The organism is Streptomyces sp. NPDC088254 (assembly GCF_044740925.1).
Taxonomy (GTDB): Bacteria; Actinomycetota; Actinomycetes; order Streptomycetales; family Streptomycetaceae; genus Streptomyces.
In genome coordinates, this window is the sequence record NZ_JBIURQ010000009.1 from 410815 (window position 1) to 437279 (window position 26465).

General features: G+C 73.0%; 21 protein-coding genes. 12 read left to right on the forward strand and 9 right to left on the reverse strand.

All coding sequences use genetic code 11. The annotated features are described in order from the left end of the window. Positions 1-129: 129 nt before the first annotated feature. On the forward strand, positions 130-2136 hold the full coding sequence (locus ACIOC0_RS26920; RefSeq protein WP_402158164.1) for a hypothetical protein: 2007 nt from the start codon (positions 130-132) through the stop codon (positions 2134-2136). Positions 2137-2214: 78 nt separating this feature from the next. Here ACIOC0_RS26920 and erpA read toward each other — a convergent pair whose 3' ends face one another. Continuing rightward, positions 2215-2571, reverse strand: a complete 357-nt coding sequence (gene erpA, locus ACIOC0_RS26925; protein ID WP_130437147.1) for an iron-sulfur cluster insertion protein ErpA — start codon at positions 2569-2571, stop codon at positions 2215-2217. A gap of 278 nt (positions 2572-2849) precedes the next feature. Between erpA and nadA the strand changes: the two genes are divergently transcribed. Beyond that, positions 2850-4034 (forward strand): quinolinate synthase NadA, encoded by a 1185-nt coding sequence (gene nadA / locus ACIOC0_RS26930; protein WP_402158165.1) that lies wholly within the window; start codon positions 2850-2852, stop codon positions 4032-4034. A gap of 32 nt (positions 4035-4066) precedes the next feature. On the opposite strand, the gene ACIOC0_RS26935 is transcribed toward nadA, so the two are convergent. From ACIOC0_RS26935 to ACIOC0_RS26955, 5 genes are all read right to left on the reverse strand, one after another. Continuing rightward, entirely contained in the window at positions 4067-6367 is a 2301-nt protein-coding gene (locus ACIOC0_RS26935; protein ID WP_402158167.1) for a PQQ-binding-like beta-propeller repeat protein, read from the reverse strand. A 99-nt stretch (positions 6368-6466) separates the two neighbouring features. Beyond that, positions 6467-7147: a response regulator transcription factor gene (locus ACIOC0_RS26940; RefSeq protein ID WP_351093309.1), complete on the reverse strand. Its 681-nt coding sequence runs from the start codon at positions 7145-7147 to the stop codon at positions 6467-6469. Further along, a complete protein-coding gene (locus tag ACIOC0_RS26945; RefSeq protein WP_402158169.1) occupies positions 7144-8370 on the reverse strand; it encodes a sensor histidine kinase in 1227 nt (408 codons plus the stop codon). The genes ACIOC0_RS26940 and ACIOC0_RS26945 overlap by 4 nt, the downstream gene beginning before the upstream one ends. A 175-nt stretch (positions 8371-8545) precedes the next feature. Beyond that, entirely contained in the window at positions 8546-8824 is a 279-nt protein-coding gene (locus tag ACIOC0_RS26950) for a hypothetical protein (RefSeq protein ID WP_402158171.1), read from the reverse strand. A 33-nt stretch (positions 8825-8857) separates the two neighbouring features. Beyond that, entirely contained in the window at positions 8858-9658 is an 801-nt protein-coding gene (locus ACIOC0_RS26955) for a PspA/IM30 family protein (RefSeq protein WP_402158173.1), read from the reverse strand. Between the two features lie 271 nt (positions 9659-9929). Between ACIOC0_RS26955 and ACIOC0_RS26960 the strand changes: the two genes are divergently transcribed. Beyond that, positions 9930-10559, forward strand: coding sequence for a DUF3043 domain-containing protein (locus tag ACIOC0_RS26960; protein WP_130437140.1), 630 nt, complete (start codon positions 9930-9932; stop codon positions 10557-10559). 83 nt (positions 10560-10642) lie between these two features. Further along, a complete protein-coding gene (locus ACIOC0_RS26965) occupies positions 10643-11344 on the forward strand; it encodes a class I SAM-dependent methyltransferase (RefSeq protein WP_402158228.1) in 702 nt (233 codons plus the stop codon). A 67-nt stretch (positions 11345-11411) separates the two neighbouring features. Here the strand turns inward: ACIOC0_RS26965 and ACIOC0_RS26970 are convergent, their stop codons facing one another. After that, entirely contained in the window at positions 11412-11624 is a 213-nt protein-coding gene (locus tag ACIOC0_RS26970; protein ID WP_130437139.1) for a hypothetical protein, read from the reverse strand. A gap of 113 nt (positions 11625-11737) precedes the next feature. Between ACIOC0_RS26970 and ACIOC0_RS26975 the strand changes: the two genes are divergently transcribed. After that, positions 11738-12955: a bifunctional adenosylcobinamide kinase/adenosylcobinamide-phosphate guanylyltransferase gene (locus ACIOC0_RS26975; protein WP_402158175.1), complete on the forward strand. Its 1218-nt coding sequence runs from the start codon at positions 11738-11740 to the stop codon at positions 12953-12955. Positions 12956-12991: 36 nt separating this feature from the next. Here ACIOC0_RS26975 and ACIOC0_RS26980 read toward each other — a convergent pair whose 3' ends face one another. Further along, the gene (locus ACIOC0_RS26980; RefSeq protein ID WP_402158176.1) at positions 12992-13921 is read right to left on the reverse strand and encodes a class I SAM-dependent methyltransferase; all 930 of its coding nucleotides are present in this window, start codon (positions 13919-13921) and stop codon (positions 12992-12994) included. A 184-nt stretch (positions 13922-14105) separates the two neighbouring features. Between ACIOC0_RS26980 and cobT the strand changes: the two genes are divergently transcribed. Then, entirely contained in the window at positions 14106-15305 is a 1200-nt protein-coding gene (gene cobT / locus ACIOC0_RS26985; protein WP_402158178.1) for a nicotinate-nucleotide--dimethylbenzimidazole phosphoribosyltransferase, read from the forward strand. Between the two features lie 50 nt (positions 15306-15355). Here cobT and ACIOC0_RS26990 read toward each other — a convergent pair whose 3' ends face one another. Continuing rightward, complete coding sequence (locus tag ACIOC0_RS26990) at positions 15356-16117, reverse strand: hypothetical protein (RefSeq protein WP_402158179.1); 762 nt, start codon at positions 16115-16117, stop codon at positions 15356-15358. A 61-nt stretch (positions 16118-16178) separates the two neighbouring features. Here ACIOC0_RS26990 and ACIOC0_RS26995 point away from each other — a divergent pair, with 61 nt between their 5' ends. The 6 genes from ACIOC0_RS26995 (at position 16179) to aceE (ending at position 26386) form a co-directional block, all read left to right on the forward strand. Beyond that, positions 16179-17003 (forward strand): adenosylcobinamide-GDP ribazoletransferase, encoded by an 825-nt coding sequence (locus tag ACIOC0_RS26995; protein ID WP_402158181.1) that lies wholly within the window; start codon positions 16179-16181, stop codon positions 17001-17003. 297 nt (positions 17004-17300) lie between these two features. Further along, positions 17301-18839: a leucyl aminopeptidase gene (locus ACIOC0_RS27000; RefSeq protein ID WP_402158182.1), complete on the forward strand. Its 1539-nt coding sequence runs from the start codon at positions 17301-17303 to the stop codon at positions 18837-18839. A gap of 289 nt (positions 18840-19128) precedes the next feature. Then, positions 19129-20517 carry a dihydrolipoyl dehydrogenase gene (gene lpdA / locus ACIOC0_RS27005; RefSeq protein ID WP_351093326.1) on the forward strand — a complete coding sequence of 463 codons (1389 nt, stop codon included), beginning with the start codon at positions 19129-19131 and terminating at the stop codon, positions 20515-20517. A gap of 60 nt (positions 20518-20577) precedes the next feature. Further along, positions 20578-22386 (forward strand): 2-oxoglutarate dehydrogenase, E2 component, dihydrolipoamide succinyltransferase, encoded by a 1809-nt coding sequence (gene sucB / locus ACIOC0_RS27010; protein WP_402158183.1) that lies wholly within the window; start codon positions 20578-20580, stop codon positions 22384-22386. A 216-nt stretch (positions 22387-22602) separates the two neighbouring features. After that, a complete protein-coding gene (locus ACIOC0_RS27015) occupies positions 22603-23244 on the forward strand; it encodes a GntR family transcriptional regulator (RefSeq protein WP_402158185.1) in 642 nt (213 codons plus the stop codon). A gap of 430 nt (positions 23245-23674) precedes the next feature. After that, positions 23675-26386 carry a pyruvate dehydrogenase (acetyl-transferring), homodimeric type gene (aceE, locus tag ACIOC0_RS27020; protein ID WP_402158186.1) on the forward strand — a complete coding sequence of 904 codons (2712 nt, stop codon included), beginning with the start codon at positions 23675-23677 and terminating at the stop codon, positions 26384-26386. Positions 26387-26465 lie beyond the last annotated feature (79 nt).

The following is a 26465-nucleotide window of genomic DNA, read 5'->3' on the forward strand; positions in this document are numbered from 1 at the left end:
TGGGCCGTTCGGGTGGCTGATCCTTCGGTCGGAGCGCGTGGGGGAACCGTGCGCTCCCCCGCTGCGTCCCATCGCTGTCCCCCGTAAAGGGGATGTGAGGTACGACAGCGCAGCCGAAGGAGCGATGCGGTGAACACCGAGCGACCCGACAACGACGACGCCGCACGCGGACCGGAGGACGGGGCCACACCGGAGACGGAGACGGCGGAGCCCGTCGACGGGACCGAGCCCGTGACGGCCGACGCGACGGAAACCGACACGGCGGAAGAGAGCGCGGCAGGGGTCGAGGCAGAGACCGAGGCGGAGGCCAAGGCGGAAGCGGAGCCGAAGGCCGACGCCGGGCCGAAGCCGAAGGCCGACGCGGCCCCGAAGCCGGAAGCCGAGGCGGAACAGAAGGCCCAAGCCGAGCCGAAGGCCGACGCCGAGCCGAACGCCCAAGCCGAGCCGAACGCCCAAGCCGAGCCGAAGGCCGACGCCAAGCCGAAGGCCGACGCCGAGCCGAAGGTCGACGCGGGTGCTGTCGCGGAGTCTGGCGCGGCGGCCGAGTCCGCGGCCGCGGCGACCGCCGCCGGCTCGCCCGAGGCGAAGCGCGCCCCGGCCTCCGAACCCGCTGACGGCGCCGCAGTCGCCGGGGGCGAGCTCGGGGATGTGGGGCCCGTGGCGGGTGGGGCGCGAAGCGGGCGGCGGCGGTCGCCCGCCGTCGTGGCCGCGGTCGCCGCGGCCGTGCTGCTGGTGTGCGGCGGCGGGGCCTATCTCGCCGCCAACGCGGCCGGCGGGGGCGGCGGCGAGTCGACGGCCGGGTCCTCCGCCAAGGACGGAGCGCCGCCCGCGCTCGTGCTGGACGACTACAACGCGGCCACCGCTCCCTCGGGCAACGCCGGCGAAAGCGGTGGCAACGGCATCGCCCCCGGTGAGCCCAACCCCTACGGGGTGGTCTACCGCGCCGAGGGCACCCTCCCGGACGGTCCCGACTCCGCGCCCGTGTACTGGGCGAAGGGCGCGGTCAGCGAGGCCGAGGTGGCCCGGCTGGCGGCCGCGCTCGGGGTGAAGGGGACGCCGGTCACCGAGGGGCAGAGCTGGAAGGTCGGCGCCGGGACGGACGGTTCCGGTCCGGTGCTGCGGGTGGAGAAGCAGGCGCCCGGCCTGTGGACGTTCAACCGGTACGCCCCCGGCACCGACTCCTGCAAGAGCGGCGCCGCCGTCTGCGCGCAGGGCTCCGCGACCGGCGCTCCGGTGAGCGAGGAGGCGGCGAAGAAGGCGGCCGAGCCGGTCCTCAACGCCGTCGGCCAGAGCGACGCCGAGATCGACGCGAGCCAGGTCGCGGGCGCCCAGCGGATGGTGAACGCCGACGCCGAGTTCGGCGGTCTGCCCACCTACGGCTGGACGACCGGCGTCACCGTCAACGGGCAGGGCGAGGTCGTCTCCGGGAACGGGCAGCTGAAGACGCCGGCCGAGGGAGACTCGTACCCCGTGCTGAGCGCGCGGGAGACGCTGGACCGGATGAACGCCGCGCCCGGCACCGACCACCGGATGGGCATCGGCGGCTGCGCCACCTCGGCCCCGCTGGACGGCCGTCCGCAGGGCAGGGAGGACCGGCTGGCGAGCCCGTGCGCCCCGTCGGCCGACATGCCGGGGAAGCAGACGCGCAAGCAGACGGTGACGGTCGAGGAGGCGGTGTTCGGGCTGGCCCCGCACTCCTCCGGCGGGCGGCAGGTCCTGGTGCCGTCGTGGCTGTTCGAGGTGCGGGGCGCCGGGGACGGCACGTACACGGTGACGCATCCGGCCGTCGAGCCGGAGTACCTGGGCGGGCCCGCGACGGCGAGCCCGTCCGGCGCGGCCACCTCGGGCGCGACGACGCAGGACGTGAAGGTCGACGGCTACACCGCCGAGGGGCGGGAGCTGACGGTCGCCTTCACCGGCGGGGTGTGCGCCGACTACACGGCGGCGGCGACCGAGCGCGGCGACCAGGTCGAGGTCACCGTGACCGCGACGCCGTGGCCGGACAAGGTCTGCATCAAGATCGCCAAGGTGTTCCACAAGACGGTGACGCTGGACGAGCCGCTCGGCAGCCGGACCGTGGTCGGCTCGGACGGCAAGCCGGTCCCGCTGGAGAAGCCGGGCGCGCGGCTGCCGTGACGGGCGGCCGGCGTACGGAACGCGGAAGGCGGCGACCCCCGCAAGAGGGGCCGCCGCCTTCCCGTCGTCCGGTACGGCTCAGCTGAAGGAGTCGCCGCAGGCGCAGGAACCGGTCGCGTTCGGGTTGTCGATCGTGAAACCCTGCTTCTCGATCGTGTCCACGAAGTCGATCGTGGCGCCGCCCAGGTAGGGAGCGCTCATGCGGTCGGTGACCACCTTGACGCCGTCGAAGTCCTTCTCGACGTCGCCGTCGAGGGACCGCTCGTCGAAGAAGAGCTGGTAGCGCAGGCCGGAGCAGCCGCCGGGCTGGACGGCCACGCGCAGGGCGAGGTCGTCACGGCCTTCCTGGTCGAGCAGGGCCTTGACCTTCGACGCGGCGGCGTCGGTCAGGATGATGCCGTCGGTGACGGTGCTGGTCTCGTCCGATACGGACATCTACATCTCTCCCGGGTTGTACGGAGACTGCTTGCCGACGGTTGCAACCGACGGGGCCGCGGATTCATTCCGGGCCGAGGGGCCCGAACGAGTCGTGTTCCGCTCTTCACCGCGCCCCTCTGCCCTTCATGCTCGCACACACGCGTGGGAGCGCACAGTGTCCGCCCGGGTGGGTCAGGGATTCACGTCACATCGACGCAATGACCATCGTCAAAGTGACGTGAAGCGGGTTATCATAGATAACGTCAGTTCGACGAAAAGTAGAAAGGGTGCGTGCCGTGACCACCGCCCCAACCCCGGAGCTCGACGTACAGCCGACTCCCCTCGCCCTGTTGCTGCTCGGCCGGGAGGCCGACCCGAAGAGCGAGCGGGGCGTCGATTGCCCCGGCGACCTGCCCTCCCCGTCCGACCCGGACCTGGTGGAGCGGGCCCGCGCCGCCAAGGAGAAGCTCGGGGACAAGGTCTTCGTCCTGGGGCACCACTACCAGCGCGACGAGGTCATCCAGTTCGCCGACGTCACGGGAGACTCCTTCAAGCTGGCCCGGGACGCGGCCGCGCGCCCCGACGCCGAGTACATCGTGTTCTGCGGTGTGCACTTCATGGCGGAGTCCGCGGACATCCTCACCTCCGACGACCAGAAGGTCGTGCTGCCCGACCTCGCCGCCGGCTGCTCCATGGCCGACATGGCCACGGCCGAGCAGGTCGCCGAGTGCTGGGACGTGCTGACCGAGGCGGGCGTCGCCGAGCAGGTCGTCCCGGTGTCGTACATGAACTCCTCCGCGGACATCAAGGCGTTCACCGGCAAGCACGGCGGCACGATCTGCACGTCGTCGAACGCGAAGCGGGCCCTGGACTGGGCCTTCGAGCAGGGCGACAAGGTGCTCTTCCTGCCGGACCAGCACCTGGGCCGCAACACCGCCGTCCGCGACATGGGCATGTCCCTGGACGACTGCGTGGTCTACAACCCGCACAAGCCGAACGGCGGGCTCACCGCCGAGCAGCTGCGGAACGCCAGGATGATCCTGTGGCGGGGCCACTGCTCGGTGCACGGCCGCTTCAGCCTGGAGTCGGTGGAGGACGTCCGCGCCCGCATACCCGGTGTGAACGTGCTGGTCCACCCCGAGTGCCGGCACGAGGTCGTGGCCGCGGCGGACTACGTCGGTTCGACCGAGTACATCATCAAGGCCCTGGAGGCCGCCCCGGCCGGATCGAAGTGGGCGATCGGCACCGAGCTGAACCTCGTGCGGCGGCTGGCGAACCGTTTCGCTCCCGAGGGCAAGGAGATCGTCTTCCTCGACCGCACGGTCTGCTTCTGCTCGACCATGAACCGCATCGACCTGCCCCACCTGGTGTGGACCCTGGAGTCCCTGGCCGAGGGCAAGCTGGTCAACCGCATCGAGGTCGACAAGGAGACGGAGGCCTTCGCGAAGCTGGCCCTGGAGCGGATGCTGGCGCTGCCGTAGTCCTCACCGGCCCCCGGCTCCGTCGTGCACGCTCACGCCGGGGCCGGGGTGCTGTCGGGGTGCGCGGGGTCCACGGAGAAGACCGTCCCGTCGGAGGTGACCACCACCAGCGCGCCCGCCAGCGGGAGCATCTCCGGGAGCCAGCCCGACGCCCCGATCCGGGCCGCGTGCGGGAGCGTCTCCCACAGGACGCGACCCGTACGGGCGTCCAGCGCGGCCACCCGGCCGCTCGCGCTGGCGAGGAACACCGTCGCCCCTCGCGGTCCCGCCATCGCCCGACCGGGCTGCTCCAGGCTCGTACGGGTCCGCCACAGCCGTGCGCCCGTCTCCGGGGAGACGGCGGTGACCAGTCCGTTGGACGCCGCGAAGCAGACCACCCCGCCGATCAGCGCCGGCTGTCCCACGGGCTCCCCCGCCGCCGTCACCGCCCGCCGTTCACCGCTCGCCGGATCGACCGTCACCACACGCGCGTACGCCAGGTCGTCGCCTGACTCCCGCCTGCTCGCCTCGGCCGGCTCCACGAGCACCGGCCGACCGTCCCGCGCGCCCAGGAGCACGCTGTCCGGCGCGACGACCGCGAGTTCACGGGTCTTGCCGTCTGCCGGGTCGATGGAGAGGAGCTTGGCCTTCGGCTCGTCGACGTCGTACCGCCCGCACAGGGTGTACAGGGCGTCGCCGAAGCCGTGGAAGGTGCAGGCGTGGTCGGCGGGCAGGGGGGCGGACCAGCGGCGGGCGCCGTCGCGCGGGGAACGCGCGGTCATCGTCCGGAGGTCGGCCTCGGGGACGATGACCAGCCCGCCGGCGAGGCCCGGGGCGCCGTTCCCGGAGGACACCGGACGCGACCAGAGCCTCTTGCCGGTGTCGGCGTCGAGAGCCGTCAGGGCCGGGGGCCGCGGGCTGCTGTCCGGCGTCAGGGGCTCCGACTCCCTGACGAGCACCACGCCGTCCTCGACCCCGAGCATGTGCCCTTCGTACCTGGCGGGCGCCTTCTCGGAGCCGGCGGCGCCCGCCCGCCACAGGGTCCGGCCGGTCAGCGCGTCGACCCGGATCGGCAGGACCCCGCCGCCGACGCAGTAGACGGCGCCCGCGGCCGACGCGCAGGCCGGGGTGCCCTGTTCGCCGGTGCGTTCCGGGGCGCGCGTGACGCCGTGCTCGGCAGGCTCGCGCACGGTCGTGGTCCAGGGCTTCCAGCCGGCCGGGACGGCCGCCCAGCGGGAGTCCGCCGAGCTCGGGGAGCCGCCGGCACGGTCGCCGCCGCGGTCGTTCAGCGGACCGAGGACGAGGTAGACGGCGAGGGCGACGGCGAGCACCCCGGCCGCGCCGGCCAGAGCGAGCAGGCGGACACGGCCGCGCCGGTCGTCGGCCGGCTCGGCGACGGGTCCCTCGAGCGGCTCGGCGACCTGTTCGAGGGGCGGTCCGACCACGGGCTCGGGGTTCGTGCCGGGGCCGGGCCGCCGTGAGGCCGCGGCGTCCCTGTCCTCCTGCGCCCCGTGGTTCTCCTCGCTCTCCTGCGCCTCTTGCGTGCCCTCCGGCAGCGCGGCCGCGAACTCCTTCAGCAGGTCGTCCAGTTCGGGGCGCTCGTCCGGGGTTTTGGCCAGGCAGTGGGCCACGACCGCGCGCAGGGACGGGGGCAGGCGGGTCAGGTCCGGTTGCTCGTTCATCACCCGGTACGCCGTCAGGTACGGGCTGTACGCGTCGAAGGGGCCGCGGCCCGTCGCCGCGAACGTCAGGAGCGCGCCGAGGGAGAAGACGTCCGAGGGCGGCCCGACCGTGCGGGCGTCGGTGAGCTGCTCCGGGGACATGAACGGCGGGGTGCCGATCAAGTGGCCGGTCTCGGTCAGTGTCTGGTTCTCCGTCGCCCGGGAGATGCCGAAGTCGATGACGCGGGGCCCGTCCTCGGCCATCAGGACGTTCCCCGGCTTGAGGTCGCGGTGGACGACCCCGGCCCGGTGGATCTCCCGCAGAGCCTCCACCAGCCCCAGGGCGAGCCGGCGCAACTCCGGCTGCCTGAGCGGTCCTTCGTCCCGGATCCGGGCGGCGAGCGAGGGCGCGGGCACGTACTGGGTGGCCATCCACGGCCGTACGGCTTCCGGGTCCGCGTCCACGACGGGCGCGGTGAAGGCGCCGCTCACCTTGCGGACGGCATCGATCTCCTGCCGGAATCGGGTGCGGAAGACGGCGTCCTCTGCGTACTGGGCGTGCACCACCTTGACGGCGACCTCTCGGCCCGACCCGGACACGGCCCGGTAGACGACGCCCATGCCGCCGGCGCCGAGCCGGTCGACGATCCGGTACCCGCCGAGCGACTTCGGGTCGTCCTTGTGCAGCGCCACCGCCCCGGTCCCCCTTCCCCGCAGAGCAGTTCGAGCTCACAGGATAGGAAACCCGCGCCCTGGAAAGGGAATCGGCGCCACCGGAGCCGGCATCCGGGCTCAGTCCGCTCTCGGGCGTACCAGCCCGGACTCGTAGGCGATCACCACGAGTTGGGCGCGGTCGCGGGCGCCCAGTTTGGCCATGGACCGGTTGACGTGCGTCTTCACGGTCAGCGGGCTGACCTCCAGGCGTTCGGCGATCTCGTCGTTGGAGTGACCGCCGGCGACCTGGACGAGGACCTCGCGCTCGCGGACGGTCAGGGCGTCCAGCGCCCGCGCTCGGGCGGGGTCGCGGACGTCGTCGGGGTCGCCCTGGGCGAGGAAGCGGGCGATCAGACCCTTGGTGGCGGCCGGCGACAGCAGGGCGTCACCGCCCGCGGCGACCCGGATGGCGCTCAGCAGTTCGTCGGGCTCGCTGCCCTTGCCGAGGAATCCGGAGGCGCCCGCGCGCAGCGACTGCACCACGTAGTCGTCGACCTCGAACGTCGTCAGGATCACCACGCGTACGTCGGTGAGCGTCGGGTCGGCGCTGATCAGGCGCGTCGCGGCGAGGCCGTCGGTGCCGGGCATGCGGATGTCCATCAGGACGACGTCGGCCTCGCGTTCCTTGGCCAGCCGCACCGCCTCGGCGCCGTCGGAGGCCTCGCCGACCACCTCCATGTCTGGCTCGGAGTCGACGAGCACACGGAAGGCGCTGCGCAGCAGTGCCTGGTCGTCGGCGAGCAGGACACGGATGCTCATACGGGGTCCTCCGTTGCTGCGGCGGCGCTGGGTGTCTTGAGCGGCAGGACGGCATGGACGCGGAAGCCGCCGCCGTAGCGCGGACCGGCGGTGAGGGTCCCGCGCAGGGCGGTCACGCGTTCGCGCATGCCGAGCAGGCCGTGGCCGCCGCCGGCCTGCTGCGCCGGGGCGTCGCCGGAGCCGTCGTCGAGGACGGTGACCTCGATGTGCGGTCCGACGCGGACGACGCTGACCTCGGCTTTGGCCTCGTCCCCGGCGTGCTTGCGCACATTGGTCAGCGCCTCCTGGATGATCCGGTAGGCGGCCAGGTCGACGGCGGCGGGGAGCGCGGTGTCCTGGTCGTCGCGGGCGATCTCCACCTGGAGGCCGGCGCTGCGGAAGGTGCCGGCGAGCTCGTCGAGGCGGTCCAGGCCGGGGGCGGGTTCGGTGGGGGCCTCGGGGTCGCCGGACTGGCGCAGCAGCCCGACGGTGGCGCGCAGTTCGTTCAGCGCGGAGCGGCTGGCGTCGCGGACGTGCGCGAGGGCTTCCTTGGCCTGGTCGGGCCGCTTGTCCATGACGTGGGCGGCGACCCCGGCCTGGACGTTGACCAGGGCGATGTGGTGGGCGACGACATCGTGCAGGTCGCGGGCGATGCGCAGGCGCTCCTCGGCGACCCGGCGGCGGGCCTCCTCCTCACGGGTGCGTTCGGCGCGTTCGGCCCGTTCCCGGATGGCCTGGAGTGCGGCCCGGCGGCTGCGGACGGCGTCGCCGGCGGTGGCGCCGATGCCGGTCCAGGCGAGCAGGCCCAGGTTCTCCTGGGCGTACCAGGGCAGCGGGCCGGCGAGCATGGCCGCGCCGGTGAGGACGGTCATGGTGAGCAGCCCGGCCCGCCAGGTGGTGGCGCGGTCGGTGGTGGCGGCGACGGTGAACAGGGCGACGACGGCGGACATCGCGACCGGGGCGCGGGGGTCGCCGGTGACGGACTCGACGAGGGAGAGGCTGCCGGTGACGGCGAGGACCGTCATGGGGGCGCTGCGCCGGAAGACGAGGGCGGCGGCGCTGAGGGTCATGAGCAGCAGACTCAACGGGTCGGGGGTGCGCAGGCTCCAGCTGACGCCGCGCTCGCCGTGCGGGTCGACGAAGGAGCCGGCCAGCATGCAGACCAGGACGCCCGCGGCGAGGGTGGCGTCGGCGGCCAGGGGGTGGGCTCTCAACTGGCGCTGGGCTCGGGCGAGGGGTGTCAAGGTGCCGTGCCTTTACAGTGGGCGCCGCTTCGAGTGGACGTCGCGGTGATGAGTGAGCGTCGCTCCGGTGGACGTTGCCGGGGGTTGCCGCCCCAAGGCCCCGCTTCGGTCCTGAAGACTCGATCTCCCTCAGGGGGACCCCCGGACGGGCCGGAAGTCCCCGACACCGAAAGCTTCAGCCCGGGATCAGTCCGCCGTCGCTCAGCATCTCGCGGACCTCCTCCAGGCCGGCGTCCGGAGCCGGGAGGATGAGTTCCGAGGGTTCCAGGGTCTCGTCCGGGAGGGGCTCGCCGAGGCGGCGGACGGCGTGCAGGAGGGCGCCGAGAGTGCGGCGGAAGCCCTCTTCGTCGCCGCCCTCCATCTCCTTCAGCAGCTCGTCGTCCAGCATGTTCAGCTCGCTCAGATGGGAGTCGGCCAGCGTCCACTGGCCCTCCCCCATGATCCGTACGATCATGCGCCCTCCTCGGAGTGCGGTCCCGGCGCCGGGCTACTGCTTGTCGAAGCGCGGGGTGTCCTGCGGCTGCTGCTGGGGCTGCGCCTGCTGGTTCGTGCCGCCTTCGATGGCCTGCTGCCCGGCGGAGGGGCCGCCGGCGAGCTCGGCCTTCATGCGCTGGAGCTCCAGCTCTACATCCGTACCACCGGAGAGGCGGTCCAGCTCGGCCTGGAGGTCGTCCTTGGCGATGCCGGTGGGGTCGTCGAGGGCGCCGGAGGCGAGGAGCTCGTCGAGGGCGCCGGCGCGGGCCTGGAGCTGTGCGGTCTTGTCCTCGGCGCGCTGGATGGCGAGGCCGACGTCGCCCATCTCCTCGGAGATGCCGGAGAACGCCTCGCCGATGCGGGTCTGCGCCTGAGCCGCGGTGTAGGTGGCCTTGATGGTCTCCTTCTTGGTGCGGAAGGCGTCGACCTTGGCCTGGAGCCGCTGGGCCGCGAGGGTGAGCTTCTCCTCCTCGCCCTGGAGTGTGGCGTGCTGGGTCTCCAGGTCGGTGACCTGCTGCTGGAGGGCGGCTCGGCGGGAGAGGGCCTCGCGGGCGAGGTCCTCCCGGCCGAGCGCGAGCGCCTTGCGGCCCTGGTCCTCCAGCTTGGAGGACTGCGACTGGAGCTGGGTGAGCTGGAGTTCCAGCCGCTTGCGGGAGGTGGCCACGTCGGCGACGCCGCGGCGGACCTTCTGCAGGAGCTCCAGCTGCTTCTGGTACGAGTAGTCGAGGGTCTCGCGCGGGTCCTCGGCCCGGTCAAGGGCCTTGTTCGCCTTCGCGCGGAAGATCATCCCCATACGCTTCATGACACCGCTCATGGGCTTCGCGCGCCCCCTTCTGACGGACTCCAGCTCACAGGTCTGCGACAGGACCCACAGTACGGGCCCTGCATCCATTGACGCACTGTTCGGAGACGGATGCGCTCATCCCCAAGGACGACTGGTGAAGCCTTGGCTCCCGCCTGGGGAGTAGGAGCTCCTCAGGGTGAGCGGCGGGCAGCGGGCGCCCCCTCTCACCCCACCTCCGCCCGGTCTGTCCCCACTTCAGACGACTGGTGTTGCCGGATCGTTCCCCGCCGGGCTGGGGTCCATGCCCGAGAAGCGCTTACCCTTGGGTTTTGTGTTCCGTAGCCGTGCCAAGGAAGAGAAGGCCGCAGTCGCCGACAAGGCGCCGCTGACCGACTCCAAGCAGCCCCGCGACCCGCAGGCCCCGAAGGGTCGGCCCACGCCCAAGCGCAGCGTGGCCCAGTCCCAGCGCCGCAGCGTCGCCAACACTTCGATGACGCGCAAGGAGGCCGCCAAGCGTCAGCGTGACGAGCGTCGCGCCCAGATGGAGCGGCAGCGTCAGGCGCTGGCGGGGGGCGACGAGCGGTATCTGCCGGCCCGGGACAAGGGTCCGGTGCGCCGGTTCGCGCGCGACTTCGTCGACTCGCGGTTCAACGTGGCGGAGTGGTTCCTGCCCATGGCCGTGGTCATCCTCGTGCTGAGCATGGTCCGGGTGGCCTCCCTGCAGAGCATGGCGCTGCTGCTGTGGCTCGTGGTGATCGTGCTGATCGTGCTGGACTCGATCGTCACCGGCTTCCGTCTGAAGAAGCGGCTCGCCGAGCGCTTCCCCGACGAGAACCGGCGCGGCGCGGTGGCGTACGCGCTGATGCGCTCCCTCCAGATGCGTCGGCTGCGGCTGCCCAAGCCGCAGGTCAAGCGTGGAGCGCGGCCCTGAGCGCTGCTTCTTTCTCCGGGGGTGCGGCGCAGGCCTGGCTGAACACGCTGGGCGGCTTGCGTGACGTGGTGCGGCAGGAGCTGGTGGCCCGGCAGCTCGACGAGCAGATAGCCGGGCGCTACCCGGTCGGGCAGCGGCTGCGGGTACTCGACGTCGGGATGGGCCAGGGCACGCAGGCGCTGCGGCTGGCCCGGCTCGGTCACCGGGTGACGGGCCTGGAGCAGGACGCGACGATGATCGCCGCGGCCCGCACGGCCCTGTCCGGAGAGCCGGAGGGCATCCGGGAGCGGATGCGGATCATCGAGGGGGACGGCCGGGACACCGGCGTGCACTTCCTGCCGGGCAGTTTCGACATCGTGCTGTGCCACGGCGTGCTGATGTACGTCGAGGAGCCGGACCCGCTGCTGGCGGGGCTGGCGAGGGTGCTGGCCCCGGGCGGGCTGCTGTCGCTGCTCGTCCGCAACGGCGACGCGCTCGCCCTGCGGCCCGGCCTGGCCGGCGACTGGGCGGGCGCCCAGGCCGCCTTCGACACCGTCTCCTATCGCAACCGGCTCGGCCTGGAGGTGCGGGCGGACCGCCTGGACGCGCTGACGGCGACCCTCGCCGGCATCGGCGCGCCGCTCCAGTCCTGGTACGGCGTCCGGGTGTTCACGGACCTGGCGGTGGACGGGGCGGAGATCCCGGCCGACGTTGAAGACCTGCTGGCAGCCGAAGAACGAGCAGGCCGCACGGACCCGTACCGCCGGATAGCGGCACTGCTGCACCTGTGCGGCGTCAGAGGCTGACAGACGCCGACCGGAGTGGGCCGCAGGTGGGGCGGCCGGGGTGGGTGGCCGCCCCAGCGCGTGGGGGTCAGGACTCGTCGGCGTGCAGGTTCATCGGGCCGTAGATCTCGGTGGTGTCCTCGAACAGGCGCACCTGGTCTGCGCCGCCTTCGAGCAGGGCCTTCCAGTGCTCCCCGATCCAGGACTCGGCGTCCCCCTGAGTGGTGAACTCCTCGGGCTCCACCGCGGGCTGGACCTCCGTGCCGTCGGCCTTCTCGAACCGCCACGTCCATGCCGCCATGTACACCTCCAACGTATCGAGCGCGAACAACGCAGAAGCCGGATCTTGGTCCGGCTCCTGCTCGCAGCCTAGTCGGATGCGCAAGACCGGCGGCGACAAGCGAAAATCGGTTCGTGGAAGTCACTCTGCTCGGTACCGGCGCCCCCGCGGGACTCCCCCGCCCCGACTGTCCGTGCGCGGTCTGCGCGACCTCGCTCGGGGCGGACGCGCGGGCGGCGACCGCCGTTCTCGTGGACGGTGCGCTGCTGTTGGACCTGACGCCGGGCGCGGCGTTCGCGGCGGCGCGGGCGGGGCGTTCGCTGACCGGGGTGCGGCAGGTGCTGCTGTCGCACCCGCACGACGGGCCGCCGGTGGAAGTGCCGGCCGGGCTGCCGCAGCCCGGACGGGTGCCGGACGGACGGGAGTTGACGCAGCTGACGGGGCATCGGGTGCGGGCGGTCGCGCTGGACGCGCCCGGCACCGGGTACGCGGTGACCGGGCCGGACGGGCAGCGGCTGCTGTATCTCCCGCCGGGCGGCGCGCCGGCCGGACTCCATGAGCCGGTGGACGCCGACGGGCGCTACGACATCGTCCTCGCGGACGTGGTGGGGCGGCCGGACGCGCTGGCGAAGCTGCGGGCGGTGGGCGCGGTCGGGCCGACGACGGACGTCGTGGCGGTCCACCTCGACCACGACGTGCCGCCGGGCGCGGAGACGCGGCGGCGGCTCGCGGCGGCGGGCGCGCGGGCGGTGCCGGACGGGTCGACGCTGACGGCCGGCTCGTACGAGAACGTGTCGGCCGTGCCGGACGTGCCGCGCAGGACGCTGGTGCTGGGCGGGGCGCGGTCGGGGAAGTCGGTCGAGGCGGAACGGCGGCTGGAGTCCTTCCCCGACGTCCTGTACGTGGCGACCGGGGGGACGCGGGGCGGGGACGGGGAGTGGGCGGCCCGGGTGGCCCTGCACCGGGAGCGGCGGCCGGGGTCGTGGCGGACGGCGGAGACGTGCGACCTGGTGCCGCTGCTGGGCGAGGACGGGCCCGCGCTGCTGATCGACTGCCTCTCCCTGTGGCTGACGGACGCGATGGACTCCGTCGGGGCGTGGGACGACGCGGAGTGGGCGGGCGGCGGTGAGCGGGAGCTGCGCAAGCGGGTCGCGGAGCTGGCGGGGGCCCTGCGGGCGACCCGGCGGACGGTGGTGCTGGTCTCCAACGAGGTGGGGTCGGGGATCGTGCCGGCCACGGCCTCCGGGCGGCGCTACCGGGACGAGCTGGGGAGGCTGAACGCGGCGGTGGCCGGCGAGTGCGAGCAGGTGGTGCTGGTGGTGGCGGGGCAGGGGGTCGTTCTGCGGGGGTGAGGGCCGCGGGCACCGGGCATGGTGCCCGCCGCCGGTTCAGGGGAGCCGGGCGATCAGGCGGTAGGTGTTGCTGAAGCGGGTGTGGCGCAGCACCGGGGAGAGGCTGTGGTCGAGGGCTGTGGCGGCCGCCAGGAGGGGGGCGACCTGGCGGGCGCGCGGGAGGGAGAGCACGAGGGCGGCGGTGAGGTCGTGGGGGACGTGGGCGGCGCTGCGATCGGCCGCGACGATCGTGCAGCCCCGCGACTCCAGTTCGGCGCGGACGTTGGCGAGCGGGAGGAGGTGGAGGTGGCGCGGCTGGCCGTGCGGCGCCCACCACTTGCCGAGGAGCGGGGCGAACGCGCTGAGGGGGTCCGGGAGTTCGAGGAGGAGACGTCCGCCGGGCCGCAACACGGTGAGGGCGGCGGCGAGTTCCTCCCGGGGGTCAGGGGTGTGCTCCAACTGGTGCAGCATGCTGACGACGTCGTAGCGGCCCCGCAGGCGGGCGGTGATACCGGGGGTCGTCAGACGGCCGACGTGGGCCTCCTCGATCCGGCCGGCCCATCTCGCCCGCTCCACCCGGGGCGTGGGGTCCAAGCCGTCGAACGCCGTGTAGGGGAACACCTCTTTGGCCGCCTGCGGGAACAGCGCGTGCCCCGTGCCGACGTCCAGCCAGCTCTCCGGCTCGGGGAAGCGCAGCATCGTCCGGGCGACGGCTCTCAGGCGCCGCCGGCTCGTGCGGGCGGCGAGGACGCGCTCCGTGAGGCCGCGGCCGCTGCCCGCCTCCGGTTCGCGCAGGTAGAGGGCGAGCCCCTCGGCGGTCAGGCGCGGGTTCTGGAATGCGTGCGCGCAGTCGAGGCACTCGTCGACCACGAAGGTCCCGGGCCGGTGGTGCAGCAGGTCGGGGGCGCGCAGCCGGGTGCGCAGCCGTTTCGAGCCGCACCAGGGGCAGTCGTCGCGGCGCGGCTCGTGGATGGGCCTGGGGGGCATGAGCGGCTCCGGGGAGGGGGAAGCACTGGGACATCGGGAGGGCAGAGGGGGGAAGGCGGTCAAATACGCAGATTCCTGGCAAAGCGGAACGTATGGGATCACGATCGGGGGTGCAACGACGTCGTGGGGGTGTGGTGGTCGAGTGGCGCTGAAGCGTTCGATCAGTGCCGGTACTGTTCGGCGAATGAGCTCGCTGAATCTCGACGACTTCACCGACCTGATCGAGCGTCCCGACGGCGGGGTGCGACACGACGCGGAGGCGCGCCGGGAGCGGCGGAGCGTGCCGCCCGGATCACTGGGGCGCCTGGACGACCTGGGCGAGTGGCTGGCGGCGGCTCAGGGTTCGGTGCCCGTACGGCCCCTGGAGCGGCCGCGGGTCGTGTTGTTCGCCGGCGATCACGGGGTCGCCGAGCTGGGCGTCTCGGCGCGGCCCGCGGGAAGCGCGGCGGAGCTTGTGCGGGAGGTGCTGGAGGGCGGCCGTCCGGTGTCGGTGCTGGCGCGTCGGCTGAAGGTGCCGGTGCGGGTCGTGGACATGTCGCTGGACTGCGATCCGGGCACGTTCCCCGAGGACGTCGTACGGCACCGGGTGCGGCGTGGCAGCGGCCGTATCGACGTCGAGGACGCGCTGACGCTCGAGGAGGCGGAGGCCGCGTTCCTGGCCGGCGTGGCCGTCGCCGACGAGGAGGCGGACTCCGGGACGGACCTGGTGGTGCTGGGCGACGTCAGCGTGGGCGGGACGACGGCGGCGGGCGTGCTGGTCGCCGCGCTGTGCGGGACGGACGCGTCGGTGGTGACCGGGCGGGGCGGCGAGGCGATCGACGACCTCGCCTGGATGCGCAAGTGCGCGGCGATCCGGGATGCGTTGCGGCGGGCACGGCCGGTGCTCGGGGAGCAGTTGCGGCTGCTGGCGACGGTCGGCGGGGCCGACCTGGCGGCCATGACGGGCTTTCTGCTGCAGTGCGCCGTACGGAAGTTGCCGGTGGTGCTGGACGGAGTGGTGGCGGCGGCCTGCGCGCTCGTCGGACAGCGGATCGCGTTCCGGGCGCCGGACTGGTGGCTGGCCGGGCAGCGCAGCGGGGAGCCGGGACAGGCGAAGGCGCTGGACCGGATGGCGCTGGAGCCGCTGCTGGACCAGGGCGTGACGGTGGGCGAGGGTGCGGGCGCGCTGCTGGCCCTCCCCCTGGTGCAGGCGGCGTCGGCCCTGGCGGCCGAACTCCCGGAGAAGCCGGAACCGAAGCAGCCGGAGCCGGAGAAGCAGGCCGCTGCCGGCGAGACCTCGGTCCTGGAGAAGCCGGTCGCGGCCGGCGAGAGCCCGGACAAGGAGAAGCCGGTCGCGATCGGCGATGAGGCCGAGCCGGGGAAGGCCGCTCGGGCCGAGGGCTGAGCCCCCGTCGAACGCCCAGGACCTTGCCACCCCCGGACCGGACCGCAGACCTACTCGTGGCTCGCCGACTCCAGTTCCGGCGTCGGTTTGCCGCCGAGCCAGTTGGCCATGGCCCGGGTGGGGCCGCTCCAGCGGCGGTCGTGGTGGTAGGCGCGGAGTGCGGCCTTCGCCCGGGCCCGGGGGCGGTGGCGGTAGAAGCGGCGGGCCCAGGGCGAGCCGGGGCGGGCGAGGCGGACGAAGCCGATGAGGGCGACGAACGGGACGATCACCCCGAAGATCGCCATCTTCAGTTTGCCCTTGGTGAGCGCGGCGAGGGCGACGAGGAAGTTGCCGCCGACGGTCGCGATCACGGTGCCGCGGTCCTGGAGTTCGTCCGCGGTCAGGTCGTTGACGCCGAACGGCGAGAAGCCCACCAGCATCAGACCCACGAGGGCCGCCGTCAGCACGACGGCCTCCACGCTCTGCCGGCCCGCCTCCGTCCAGTACACGTCGGCCAGATGCAGGATCAGCGCGAACTCGTCGAGGACGAGGCCCGCGCCGACGCCGAAGACGACCGCGAAGGCGGCCGAGCCGAAGCCGTGCTGACCGCCGGCCACCGCGCCGAAGCCCCCGAGGACGGTAAGGATCACGCCGGGCACGACATGGTGGATGTGCAGCCCGCCCGCGCTGACGTTGCCGAACGGCCCCTTCCCGGCGCGGATCAGGCGGGTGACCGTCCGGGTGACGACGAAGGTCAGGACGAAGGCGGTGAGGGCGAGGAGCAGCGGGAGCTTGCCCGGCTCGACGATGTTGCGCTGCAACCAATGTCCCATATGCGCATTTTGGCCCCGGCGCTCCTCGGCCGCCCGTCCGACCGCCGGGTAACCTGCGCCGGTGTCCACACCCCCGCCGCCCGCCTCGCCGCCCGTGCCGCCGTCCGCCGCCTCCGCCCCGGACGGCCTGCGGTTCGCCTTCGGCACGCTGACCGTGCTGCCGGTCCGGGTGACCCGCTGGGACCGTTCGGCCGCGCGCGGGGGCATGACCGCGGCCCCCACGGTCGGGCTGGTCGTCGGCGGCTGCGCGGCCGGGCTGGGGCTGTTGGCCCTGCTCGCGGGCGCGGGCCCGCTGCTCGCCGCGGTCGCCTCCGCCGCCGCGCCCGCCGTCCTGACGCGCGGTCTGCACCTGGACGGGCTCGCCGACACCGCGGACGGCCTGGGCAGCGGCCGTCCCGCCGAGGACGCGCTGCGGATCATGAAGCAGTCGGACATCGGACCGTTCGGCGTGCTCACCCTGCTGTTCACGCTGCTCGCCCAGGTCGCCGCGCTGGCGCAGCTCTACGACGCCTCCTGGACGCGCGGCGCGACCGCCGCCGTGGTCTCGGCGGTCGTGGCCCGGCTGGCGCTCACCCTGGCCGCCCGCACCGGCGTGCCGGCCGCCCGGCCGGAGGGGCTGGGCGCGGCGGTCGCCGGGGCGGTGCCGGCCCGGCGGGCGGCGGCCGTGGCGGCCGTCTGCGTGGCCGCCGCGGCCGCCGGGGGCGCGCTCACGGGCCCGTACGACGCCGTCCGCGCGGCCCTCGCGGTCGTCCTCGCCGTCGCCGCCGCCGAACTCCTGCTGCGCCACTCGGTCCGCCGCTTCGGCGGCGTCACCGGGGACGTCTTCGGCGCCGTCGCGGAGACCGCGACGACCACGTCCCTGGTCGCCCTCTGCCTGGGCGGCTAGGGCAACTCCACGGGCCTTCACGACTGTCCTGTTTGTCATGCGTGGCGGGGCTCGCGGGGTGCGAGGATCGGCTCAGGGCCGTGACGCCGCCGCCTGGTTGACACCCGCGTGCGTGAGCCACCGCACGCGCACGCGTAGGCTCATTGCGGGGTCCGCCCCATCGGTTCGCCGCGCCGGTGGGACATACCCCCGGTGACGACCGCTCCCCCGGCCCGGATCTAGGGTCGGCTGTCGGGTCCGGTCGGCCCACCACTTTCGGCCACCGCAACTTCACATCGGAAGCGAGATTTCACCACCGTGACTGCTCTCACTCTCAGCACCGCCGCGGCGCCCGGCCTGCGGGCCGACGCGATCGTGATCGGTGTCGCCAAGGGCCCTGCCTCCAGGTCGTCGAACCTGGTCGTCGCCCCGGGCGCCGAGGCCGTGGACAAGGCCTACGACGACCGGCTCGCCGCCGTCCTGGAGACTCTCGGGGCCACCGGCGCCGAGGGAGAGGTGACGAAGCTGCCCGCCCCGGCCGGCTTCAAGGCGCCGCTCGTGCTGGCGGTGGGTCTGGGCGGGGAGCCCGAGAAGGACGCCTCCTACGACGCCGAAGCCCTGCGCAAGGCGGCCGGTGTGGCCGCCCGCACCCTCGCCGGCGCCAAGAAGGCCGCCTTCGCCCTGCCCGTGACGGACGCCGCCGCCCTCGGCGCCGTCGCCGAGGGCGTCGGACTGGGCGCCTACTCCTTCGACGCCTACAAGCAGCAGGCCAAGGACCCCAAGGCCAAGAACGGCAAGGCCCCGCTCGCCGAGGCCGTCCTGCTCGGCGGCAAGCCGCGCGACGCCGCTCACAAGGCCGCGCTCGCCCGCGCCGGTGCCGTCACCGAGGAGCTCAACCGCGCCCGCGACCTGATCAACATGCCGCCGAACGACCTCAACCCCGAGGCGTTCGCCGCGATCGCGCAGGACGCTGCCAAGGCGCACGGCGTGAAGATCCAGATCCTCGACGAGAAGGCGCTCGCCAAGGGCGGCTACGGCGGCATCCTCGGCGTCGGCGCCGGTTCCGCGTCGGCCCCGCGCCTGGTGAAGCTGTCGTACACCTCGTCCAAGGCGAAGAAGCACCTCGCCTTCGTCGGCAAGGGCATCACCTACGACTCGGGCGGCATCTCGCTGAAGCCGGCCGGTCACAACGAGACGATGAAGTGCGACATGAGCGGCGCCGCGGCGGTCTTCGCCGCCGTCGTCGCCGTCGCGCGGCTCGGTCTCGACGTCAACGTCACCGCGTGGCTGGCGCTGGCCGAGAACATGCCCTCCGGCTCCGCCACCCGCCCCGGCGACGTGCTGCGGATGTTCAGCGGCAAGACGGTGGAGGTGCTCAACACCGACGCCGAGGGACGCCTCGTCCTCGCCGACGCGCTGTGGGCGGCCTCGCAGGAGAAGCCCGACGCGATCGTGGACGTCGCGACCCTCACCGGCGCGATGATGCTGGCGCTGGGCAACCGGACGTTCGGCGTCATGGCCAACGACGACGCGTTCCGCTCCGCGGTGTACGAGGCGGCGGAGGAGGTCGGCGAGCCTGCGTGGCCGATGCCGCTGCCCGAGCACCTGCGCAAGGGGATGGACTCGGCCACCGCCGACATCGCGAACATGGGCGAGCGGATGGGCGGCGGGCTCGTCGCGGGGCTGTTCCTGCGGGAGTTCGTGGGCGAGGGGATCGCCTGGGCGCACCTGGACATCGCCGGGCCCGCGTACAACGAGGGCGGGCCTTTCGGGTACACGCCCAAGGGCGGGACGGGTACGGCTGTGCGGACGCTGGTGCGGCTTGCGGAGCTGACCGCTGCGGGTGACCTGGGCTGACGCCCGCTTACGGGACGCGGGGGACTGTGCGCCTGATCACTCGGGCCGATCCGTCATGCGGCGGGTGCGGACCGCGGGTGGCTGGTCGCGCGGTTCCCCGCGCCCCTTTTGTCGGACCAGTGGGGTGTCTCACACAGCAGCCCGGCGTCTCGTCGGTCTCCCACAAGTGCAAAGATGGGGCTCGGCAGGACAGGGCCCCCACCACAGGGCCGGAGAAAGAGCGGCCGGACACCAGCCGCCGGCGGTCAGCGACGACCGGCGCACGGCGCACATGCATGGAGGACGTGACGTGGCGAACGACGCCAGCACCGTTTTCGACCTAGTGATCCTCGGCGGCGGCAGCGGCGGTTACGCCGCGGCACTGCGCGGGGCGCAGCTGGGCCTGGACGTCGCCCTGATCGAGAAGGACAAGGTCGGCGGGACCTGCCTGCACCGGGGTTGCATCCCCACGAAGGCCCTGCTGCACGCGGGCGAGATCGCCGACCAGGCCCGTGAGAGCGAGCAGTTCGGCGTCAAGGCGACCTTCGAGGGCATCGACATCGCCGGGGTCCACAAGTACAAGGACGGCGTCGTCTCCGGCCTGTACAAGGGCCTCCAGGGACTCGTCGCCTCCCGCAAGGTGACGTACATCGAGGGCGAGGGACGGCTGTCGTCCCCGACCTCCGTCGACGTGGACGGCAAGCGCATCCAGGGCCGTCACATCCTGCTGGCGACCGGCTCCGTGCCCAAGTCGCTGCCGGGCCTGCAGATCGACGGCGACCGGATCATCTCCTCCGACCACGCCCTCGTCCTGGACCGCGTGCCGAAGTCCGCGATCATCCTCGGCGGCGGTGTCATCGGCGTCGAGTTCGCCTCGGCGTGGAAGTCCTTCGGCGCGGACGTGACCGTCATCGAGGGTCTGAAGCACCTCGTCCCGGTCGAGGACGAGAACTCCTCCAAGCTCCTCGAGCGCGCCTTCCGCAAGCGCGGCATCAAGTTCAACCTGGGCACCTTCTTCGACAAGGCCGAGTACACCCAGGACGGCGTCAAGGTCACCCTCGCCGACGGCAAGGAGTTCGAGGCCGAGGTGCTGCTGGTCGCCGTCGGCCGCGGCCCGGTCTCGCAGGGCCTCGGCTACGAGGAGCAGGGCGTCGCGATGGACCGCGGCTACGTCCTCGTCGACGAGTACATGCGCACCAACGTCCCCACCATCTCCGCCGTCGGCGACCTGGTGCCCACCCTCCAGCTCGCGCACGTCGGCTTCGCCGAGGGCATCCTGGTGGCGGAGCGCCTGGCCGGCCTGAAGACCGTACCGATCGACTACGACGGTGTCCCGCGGGTGACGTACTGCCACCCCGAGGTCGCCTCCGTCGGCATCACCGAGGCCAAGGCCAAGGAGATCTACGGCGCGGACAAGGTCGTCGCTCTGAAGTACAACCTGGCGGGCAACGGCAAGAGCAAGATCCTCCAGACCGCGGGCGAGATCAAGCTCGTCCAGGTCAAGGACGGCGCCGTGGTCGGCGTCCACATGGTCGGCGACCGCATGGGCGAGCAGGTCGGCGAAGCCCAGCTGATCTACAACTGGGAGGCGCTGCCGGCCGAGGTCGCCCAGCTCGTCCACGCCCACCCGACGCAGAACGAGGCGCTCGGCGAGGCGCACCTGGCCCTCGCGGGCAAGCCGCTGCACGCGCACGACTGACCCCTCGGTCGACGAAGCGACGATCCAGACTTCCGCAATTCGTAAGGAGCAACAGAAACCATGGCGGTTTCCGTAACCCTTCCGGCGCTCGGCGAGAGCGTCACCGAGGGCACTGTCACCCGCTGGCTGAAGGCCGAGGGCGAGCGCGTCGAGGCCGACGAGCCGCTGCTGGAGGTGTCGACCGACAAGGTCGACACCGAGATCCCCTCGCCCGCCGCCGGCGTCCTGGCCTCCATCAAGGTCGCCGAGGACGAGACCGTGGAGGTCGGCGCCGAGCTGGCCCTCATCGACGACGGCACCGGCTCGGCGGCCGCCGCCCCGGCCCCGGCCGCCGAGCCGGTCGCCGAGCCCGCTCCCGAGCCGGCCGCGGCCGCTCCCTCCACCGAGCAGGAGGCCCCGGCCCCCGCTCCCACCGCCGAGGCGGCTGCCGGCGGCGGTTCCGCCGAGGGCACCGACGTGGTCCTGCCCGCGCTGGGCGAGTCCGTCACCGAGGGCACCGTCACCCGCTGGCTGAAGTCGGTCGGCGACTCCGTCGAGGCCGACGAGCCGCTGCTGGAGGTGTCGACGGACAAGGTCGACACCGAGATCCCGGCGCCCACCTCCGGTGTGCTGCTGGAGATCGTCGTCGGCGAGGACGAGACCGCCGAGGTCGGCGCCAAGCTGGCCGTCATCGGCGCCCCGGGCGCGGCTCCGGCCGCCGCTCCGGCCCCCGCCGCCCCGGCCCCGGCCGCCGAGGCCCCGGCCGCGCCCGCTCCGGCCCCGGCCGCGCCCGCCGCTCCGGCCCCGGCTCCGCAGGCGCCCACGGCTCCGGCCCCGCAGCAGCAGACCACCCCGGCTCCCGAGCCGGTCCCGTCCGCTCCGGCTCCCGCACCCGCACCGGCTCCCGCCCCGGCGGCCCCGGCCGCGCCCGCCCCCGCCGCCTCGGGCGCCGGTGACGACGGCGCGTACGTGACCCCGCTGGTGCGCAAGCTCGCCGCCGAGAACGGCGTCGACCTGGGCTCCGTCAAGGGCACCGGCGTCGGCGGCCGGATCCGCAAGCAGGACGTGCTCTCCGCCGCCGAGGCCGCGAAGGCCGCCGCCGCCGCTCCGGCCCCGGCCGCCGCCGCTGCCCCGGCCGCCAAGAAGGCGCCCACCCTGGAGGCCTCCCCCCTCCGTGGCCAGACCGTCAAGATGCCGCGCATCCGCAAGGTCATCGGCGACAACATGGTCAAGGCCCTGCACGAGCAGGCGCAGCTGTCCTCGGTCGTCGAGGTCGACGTCACCCGCCTGATGAAGCTCCGCGCCAAGGCCAAGGACTCGTTCGCCGCACGCGAGGGCGTCAAGCTCTCGCCGATGCCGTTCTTCGTGAAGGCGGCGGCCCAGGCGCTGAAGGCCCACCCGGTCATCAACGCCAAGATCAACGAGGCCGAGGGCACGATCACCTACTTCGACTCCGAGAACGTCGGGATCGCGGTGGACTCCGAGAAGGGCCTGATGACCCCGGTCATCAAGCACGCGGGCGACCTCAACATCGCCGGCATCGCCAAGGCCACGGCGGAGCTCGCGGGCAAGGTCCGCGCCAACAAGATCACCCCGGACGAGCTGTCCGGCGCGACCTTCACCGTCTCCAACACCGGTTCGCGCGGTGCGCTCTTCGACACGATCATCGTGCCGCCGGGCCAGGTCGCGATCCTCGGCATCGGGGCCACGGTGAAGCGTCCGGCCGTCATCGAGACGGAGGAGGGCACGGTCATCGGCGTCCGCGACATGACCTACCTGACCCTGTCCTACGACCACCGCCTGGTGGACGGCGCCGACGCCGCGCGTTACCTGACCGCGGTGAAGGCGATCCTGGAGGCCGGTGAGTTCGAGGTCGAGCTCGGCCTCTGAGCCCTTCCGCCGACCCGCGCACGGTCGTACGGCGCCCCCGTCGGAGCCCTCGGGCTTCCGGTGGGGGCGCCGTCGTGTTACCCAAGCGTGTAAGCCTCGTCTCACCTGCGGGAAAGCGCCCCCGCGCACCTTCCGGCACGGGCTGACGGCCGTATTGTTTCTCCACGTCACCGCCGCCCCAGGGGCCGATGCGCTGCCCCTCCCTAAGGAGCACACATGACCGCGCCCGTCGTCCACTCGCTGCGCGAACAGATCCGCGAGCACATCGTGGAGGGGATCGTCAGCGGTCGCTGGAAGCCGGGCGAGCGGATCGTGGAGCGGCGGATCGCCACCGAGCTGGAGGTCAGCCAGACGCCGGTGCGGGAGGCGCTGCGCGAGCTGGAGTCGCTGCGGCTGATCGAGTCCGCGCCGAACAAGGGCGTCCGGGTGCGGAACCTCACCGCGGCCGATCTGGAGGAGAGCTACCCGGTCCGGGCCGGTCTGGAGGCGATCGCGGCGGAGCTGGCGGCCGCGCGGCTGGCGGAGGACTGCTCGGCCCTGGAGACGCATGTGGCGGCGCTCTACGAGGCCGACCGCGCCGCCGACGGCACGGGGCAGGTGCGGCACACGGTGGGCTTCCACCGCGAACTGGTGCGCGCGGCGGGCAACTCGGTGCTGCTGCACACCTGGGAGGGCCTGGGCATCGAGGTCTTCACGGCCCTGTCGATCCGCTGGCTGGGCACGGTCCAGCAGTCGTACGCGGAGGAGCACCAGGCCCTGGTGGAAGCCTTCCAGAACCGCGACCCCGACATAGGCCGCCTGGTGAAGAACCACGTGCTCGGCTGCGCCCCCCGAGCAGCAGACCCGACAACCCCCTAAGGGGCAACGATCTCCCCCGCTCAGCGACAACTCCCCAAGGGGCGCGGGGAATTGCGCGACACGCCCCCACAACCCGCACCCGAATCCCCCAAGCCGACGCCAACGCTCCCCAGCCCAGCGAGGACCCCCAAGGGGCGCGGGGAACTGCGCACCCAGCCCCCACCAACCCGCACCCGCACCCCCCAGCCAACCCTCACCTGCAGAAACTCCGCCCACAAAGACACCCCGTGCCCCCGTCGGAGACACCCCGTGCCGACTTTCTCGTGATCAAGAGGTTTTGCCCCGCAACCCTTTGATCGATCATCGATCACCGGGTTATTGTCGCCGACGGGCTCTCACCCGAGCCCCACCGCCCTGTCCTGCCAAGAACAAGGGCACCCCGATCCCCCGACCGATGAGGGAACCCCCTTCGACTGAGGAAGGCGGCGACATGACCGACCCCCACGCCATCCAGCCGAGCGCGCTCGACCAGCTCCCCGACCGGGACCCGGAGGAGACCGCCGAATGGCAGGCCTCGCTGGACGCGGTCGCCCAGGCGGCCGGGCCGCACCGTGCCGCGTACCTGATGCGGCGCACGCTGGAGCGTGCCGAGGGCAACGGCATCGCGCTGCCCAAGCTGCTCGAGACGGACTACGTCAACACCATCCCCACCTCCGCCGAGCCCGCCGCCCCCGGCGACGAGGCGCTGGAGGCCCGGATCACCGCCTGGAACCGCTGGAACGCGGCCGCGATGGTGACCAGAGGCAGCAAACACGGCGTCGGCGGCCACATCGCCACCTTCGCCTCCGCGGCCTGGCTCTACGAGACCGGCTTCAACCACTTCTTCAAGGGCAAGGAATCGCAGGATTCCCCCGGCTCGGGCGACCAGCTCTACATCCAGGGCCACGCCTCCCCCGGCATCTACGCCCGCGCCTTCCTCGACGGCCGGCTCAACGAGCAGCACCTCGACAACTTCCGCCAGGAGGCGGCGGGCAACGGCCTCCCGTCGTACCCGCACCCCCGCCGGCTGCCCTGGCTGTGGGAGTTCCCGACGGTGTCGATGGGCCTCGGCCCGCTCTCCGCGATCTACCAGGCGCGCTTCAACCGCTATCTGACCAACCGCGGCATCAAGGACGTCTCCGCCTCCCACGTCTGGGCCTTCCTCGGCGACGGCGAGATGGACGAGCCCGAGTCGACGGCCGCGCTCGCGCTGGCGAGCCGCGAGGGCCTGGACAACCTGACCTTCGTCATCAACTGCAACCTGCAGCGTCTCGACGGTCCCGTCCGCGCCAACTTCAAGATCGTGCAGGAGCTGGAGGCCCAGTTCCGCGGCGCCGGCTGGAACGTCGTCAAGACGCTGTGGGGCACCGCCTGGGACGAGCTGCTCCAGCTCGACACCACCGGCGCGCTCGTCCGCCGCCTGCGTGAGGTGCCGGACGCCCAGGTGCAGACGTACCAGACCCGCGACGCCGCCTACATCCGCGAGGACTTCTTCGGCAAGGATCCGGCGCTCGCCGAGATGGCGAAGCTGCTGAGCGACGACAAGATCCTCGAGTGTTTCCACCTCTCCCGCGGCGGCCACGAGGCGCGCAAGGTGTACGCCGCCTACAAGGCCGCGGTCGAGTTCAAGGGCGCGCCGACGGTCATCCTGGCGCAGACGGTCAAGGGCCACACCCTCGGCCCGGGCTTCGCGTCGAAGAACGCCAACCACCAGATGAAGAAGCTGACGGTGGACGAGTTCAAGGCCATGCGCGACCTGCTCGAACTGCCGATCCCGGACGCGCGGTTCGAGGACGGGGTCGTCCCCTACGGCCACCCCGGCGCCGACTCGCCCGAGGTCCGCTACCTCCAGGAGCGCCGCGCCGCCCTCGGCGGCCCGGCCCCGGCCCGCCGCGTGCACCCGGTCGCGCCACTGCCCGCGCCCGCGGAGAAGGCGTTCGCCTCCTTCGACAAGGGCTCCGGCTCGCAGAACGTCGCCACCACGATGGCCTTCGTCCGCCTGGTCAAGGACCTGGTCCGCGACAAGGAGACCGGGAAGCGCTGGGTGCCGATCGTCCCCGACGAGGCGCGCACCTTCGGCATGGAGTCGCTCTTCCCGTCCCTCGGGATCTACTCCCCCAAGGGCCAGACGTACGAGCCGGTCGACCGCGACCAGCTGATGTACTACAAGGAGGCCCAGAACGGCCAGATCCTCAACGAGGGGATCACCGAGGCCGGTTCGATGGCCGACTTCATCGCCGCGTCCACGTCGTACGCGACGCACGGCGAGGCGATGATCCCGTTCTACATCTTCTACTCGATGTTCGGGTGGCAGCGCACGGCCGACCAGATGTGGCAGCTCGGCGACCAGCTCGGCCGCGGCTTCCTCGTCGGCGCCACGGCGGGCCGTACGACGCTGACGGGCGAGGGCCTGCAGCACGCCGACGGCCACTCCCCGGTCATCGCCGCGACCAACCCGGCGGCGCTGACGTACGACCCGGCGTTCGCGTACGAGGTCGCCACGATCGTCAAGGACGGTCTGCGCCGGATGTACGGCGAGGCGGCCGACGGTGAGGACCAGGACGTCTTCTACTACCTCACCGTCTACAACGAGCCGATGCCGCAGCCGGCCAAGCCGTCGGGCCTCGGCATCGACGAGGGCATCGTCAAGGGCCTGTACCGCTTCAACACCGCGGAGTCGGCGGGGCTCGCCCCGGCCGCCAACGCGCCGCGCGTCCAGCTGCTCGGCTCCGGCACGGCGATCCACTGGGCGCTCGCGGCGCAGAAGCTGCTCGCCGAGGACTGGGGCGTGGCAGCCGACGTGTGGTCGGCGACCTCGTGGACGGAGCTGCGCCGGGACGCGCTGGAGGCCGACGCGGCCCTGCTGCGCGGCGAGGAGCGGGTCCCGTACATCCGGCAGGCGCTGAACGGCGCGGAGGGCCCGGTGCTCGCGGTCTCCGACTACATGCGCCAGGTCCCCGACCAGATCGCCCAGTGGGTCGAGCAGGACTACTCCTCCCTCGGCGCGGACGGCTTCGGTCTCTCCGACACCCGTGAGGCGGCCCGCCGTCACTTCGGCGTCGACGCGCCGTCGATCGTCGTCGCGGCCCTGGCCCAGCTGGCGAAGCGGGGCGAGGTGCAGGCGACGGCCGTGAAGGAGGCCCGGGCGCGGTACGGGCTGTAGTTCCGCCGGACCGGCCCAGGGGGTCGAGAGGGCTCGCCTTCTCGACCCCCTGGGCCGTTCCTGTACGGGCGGCGTTCGC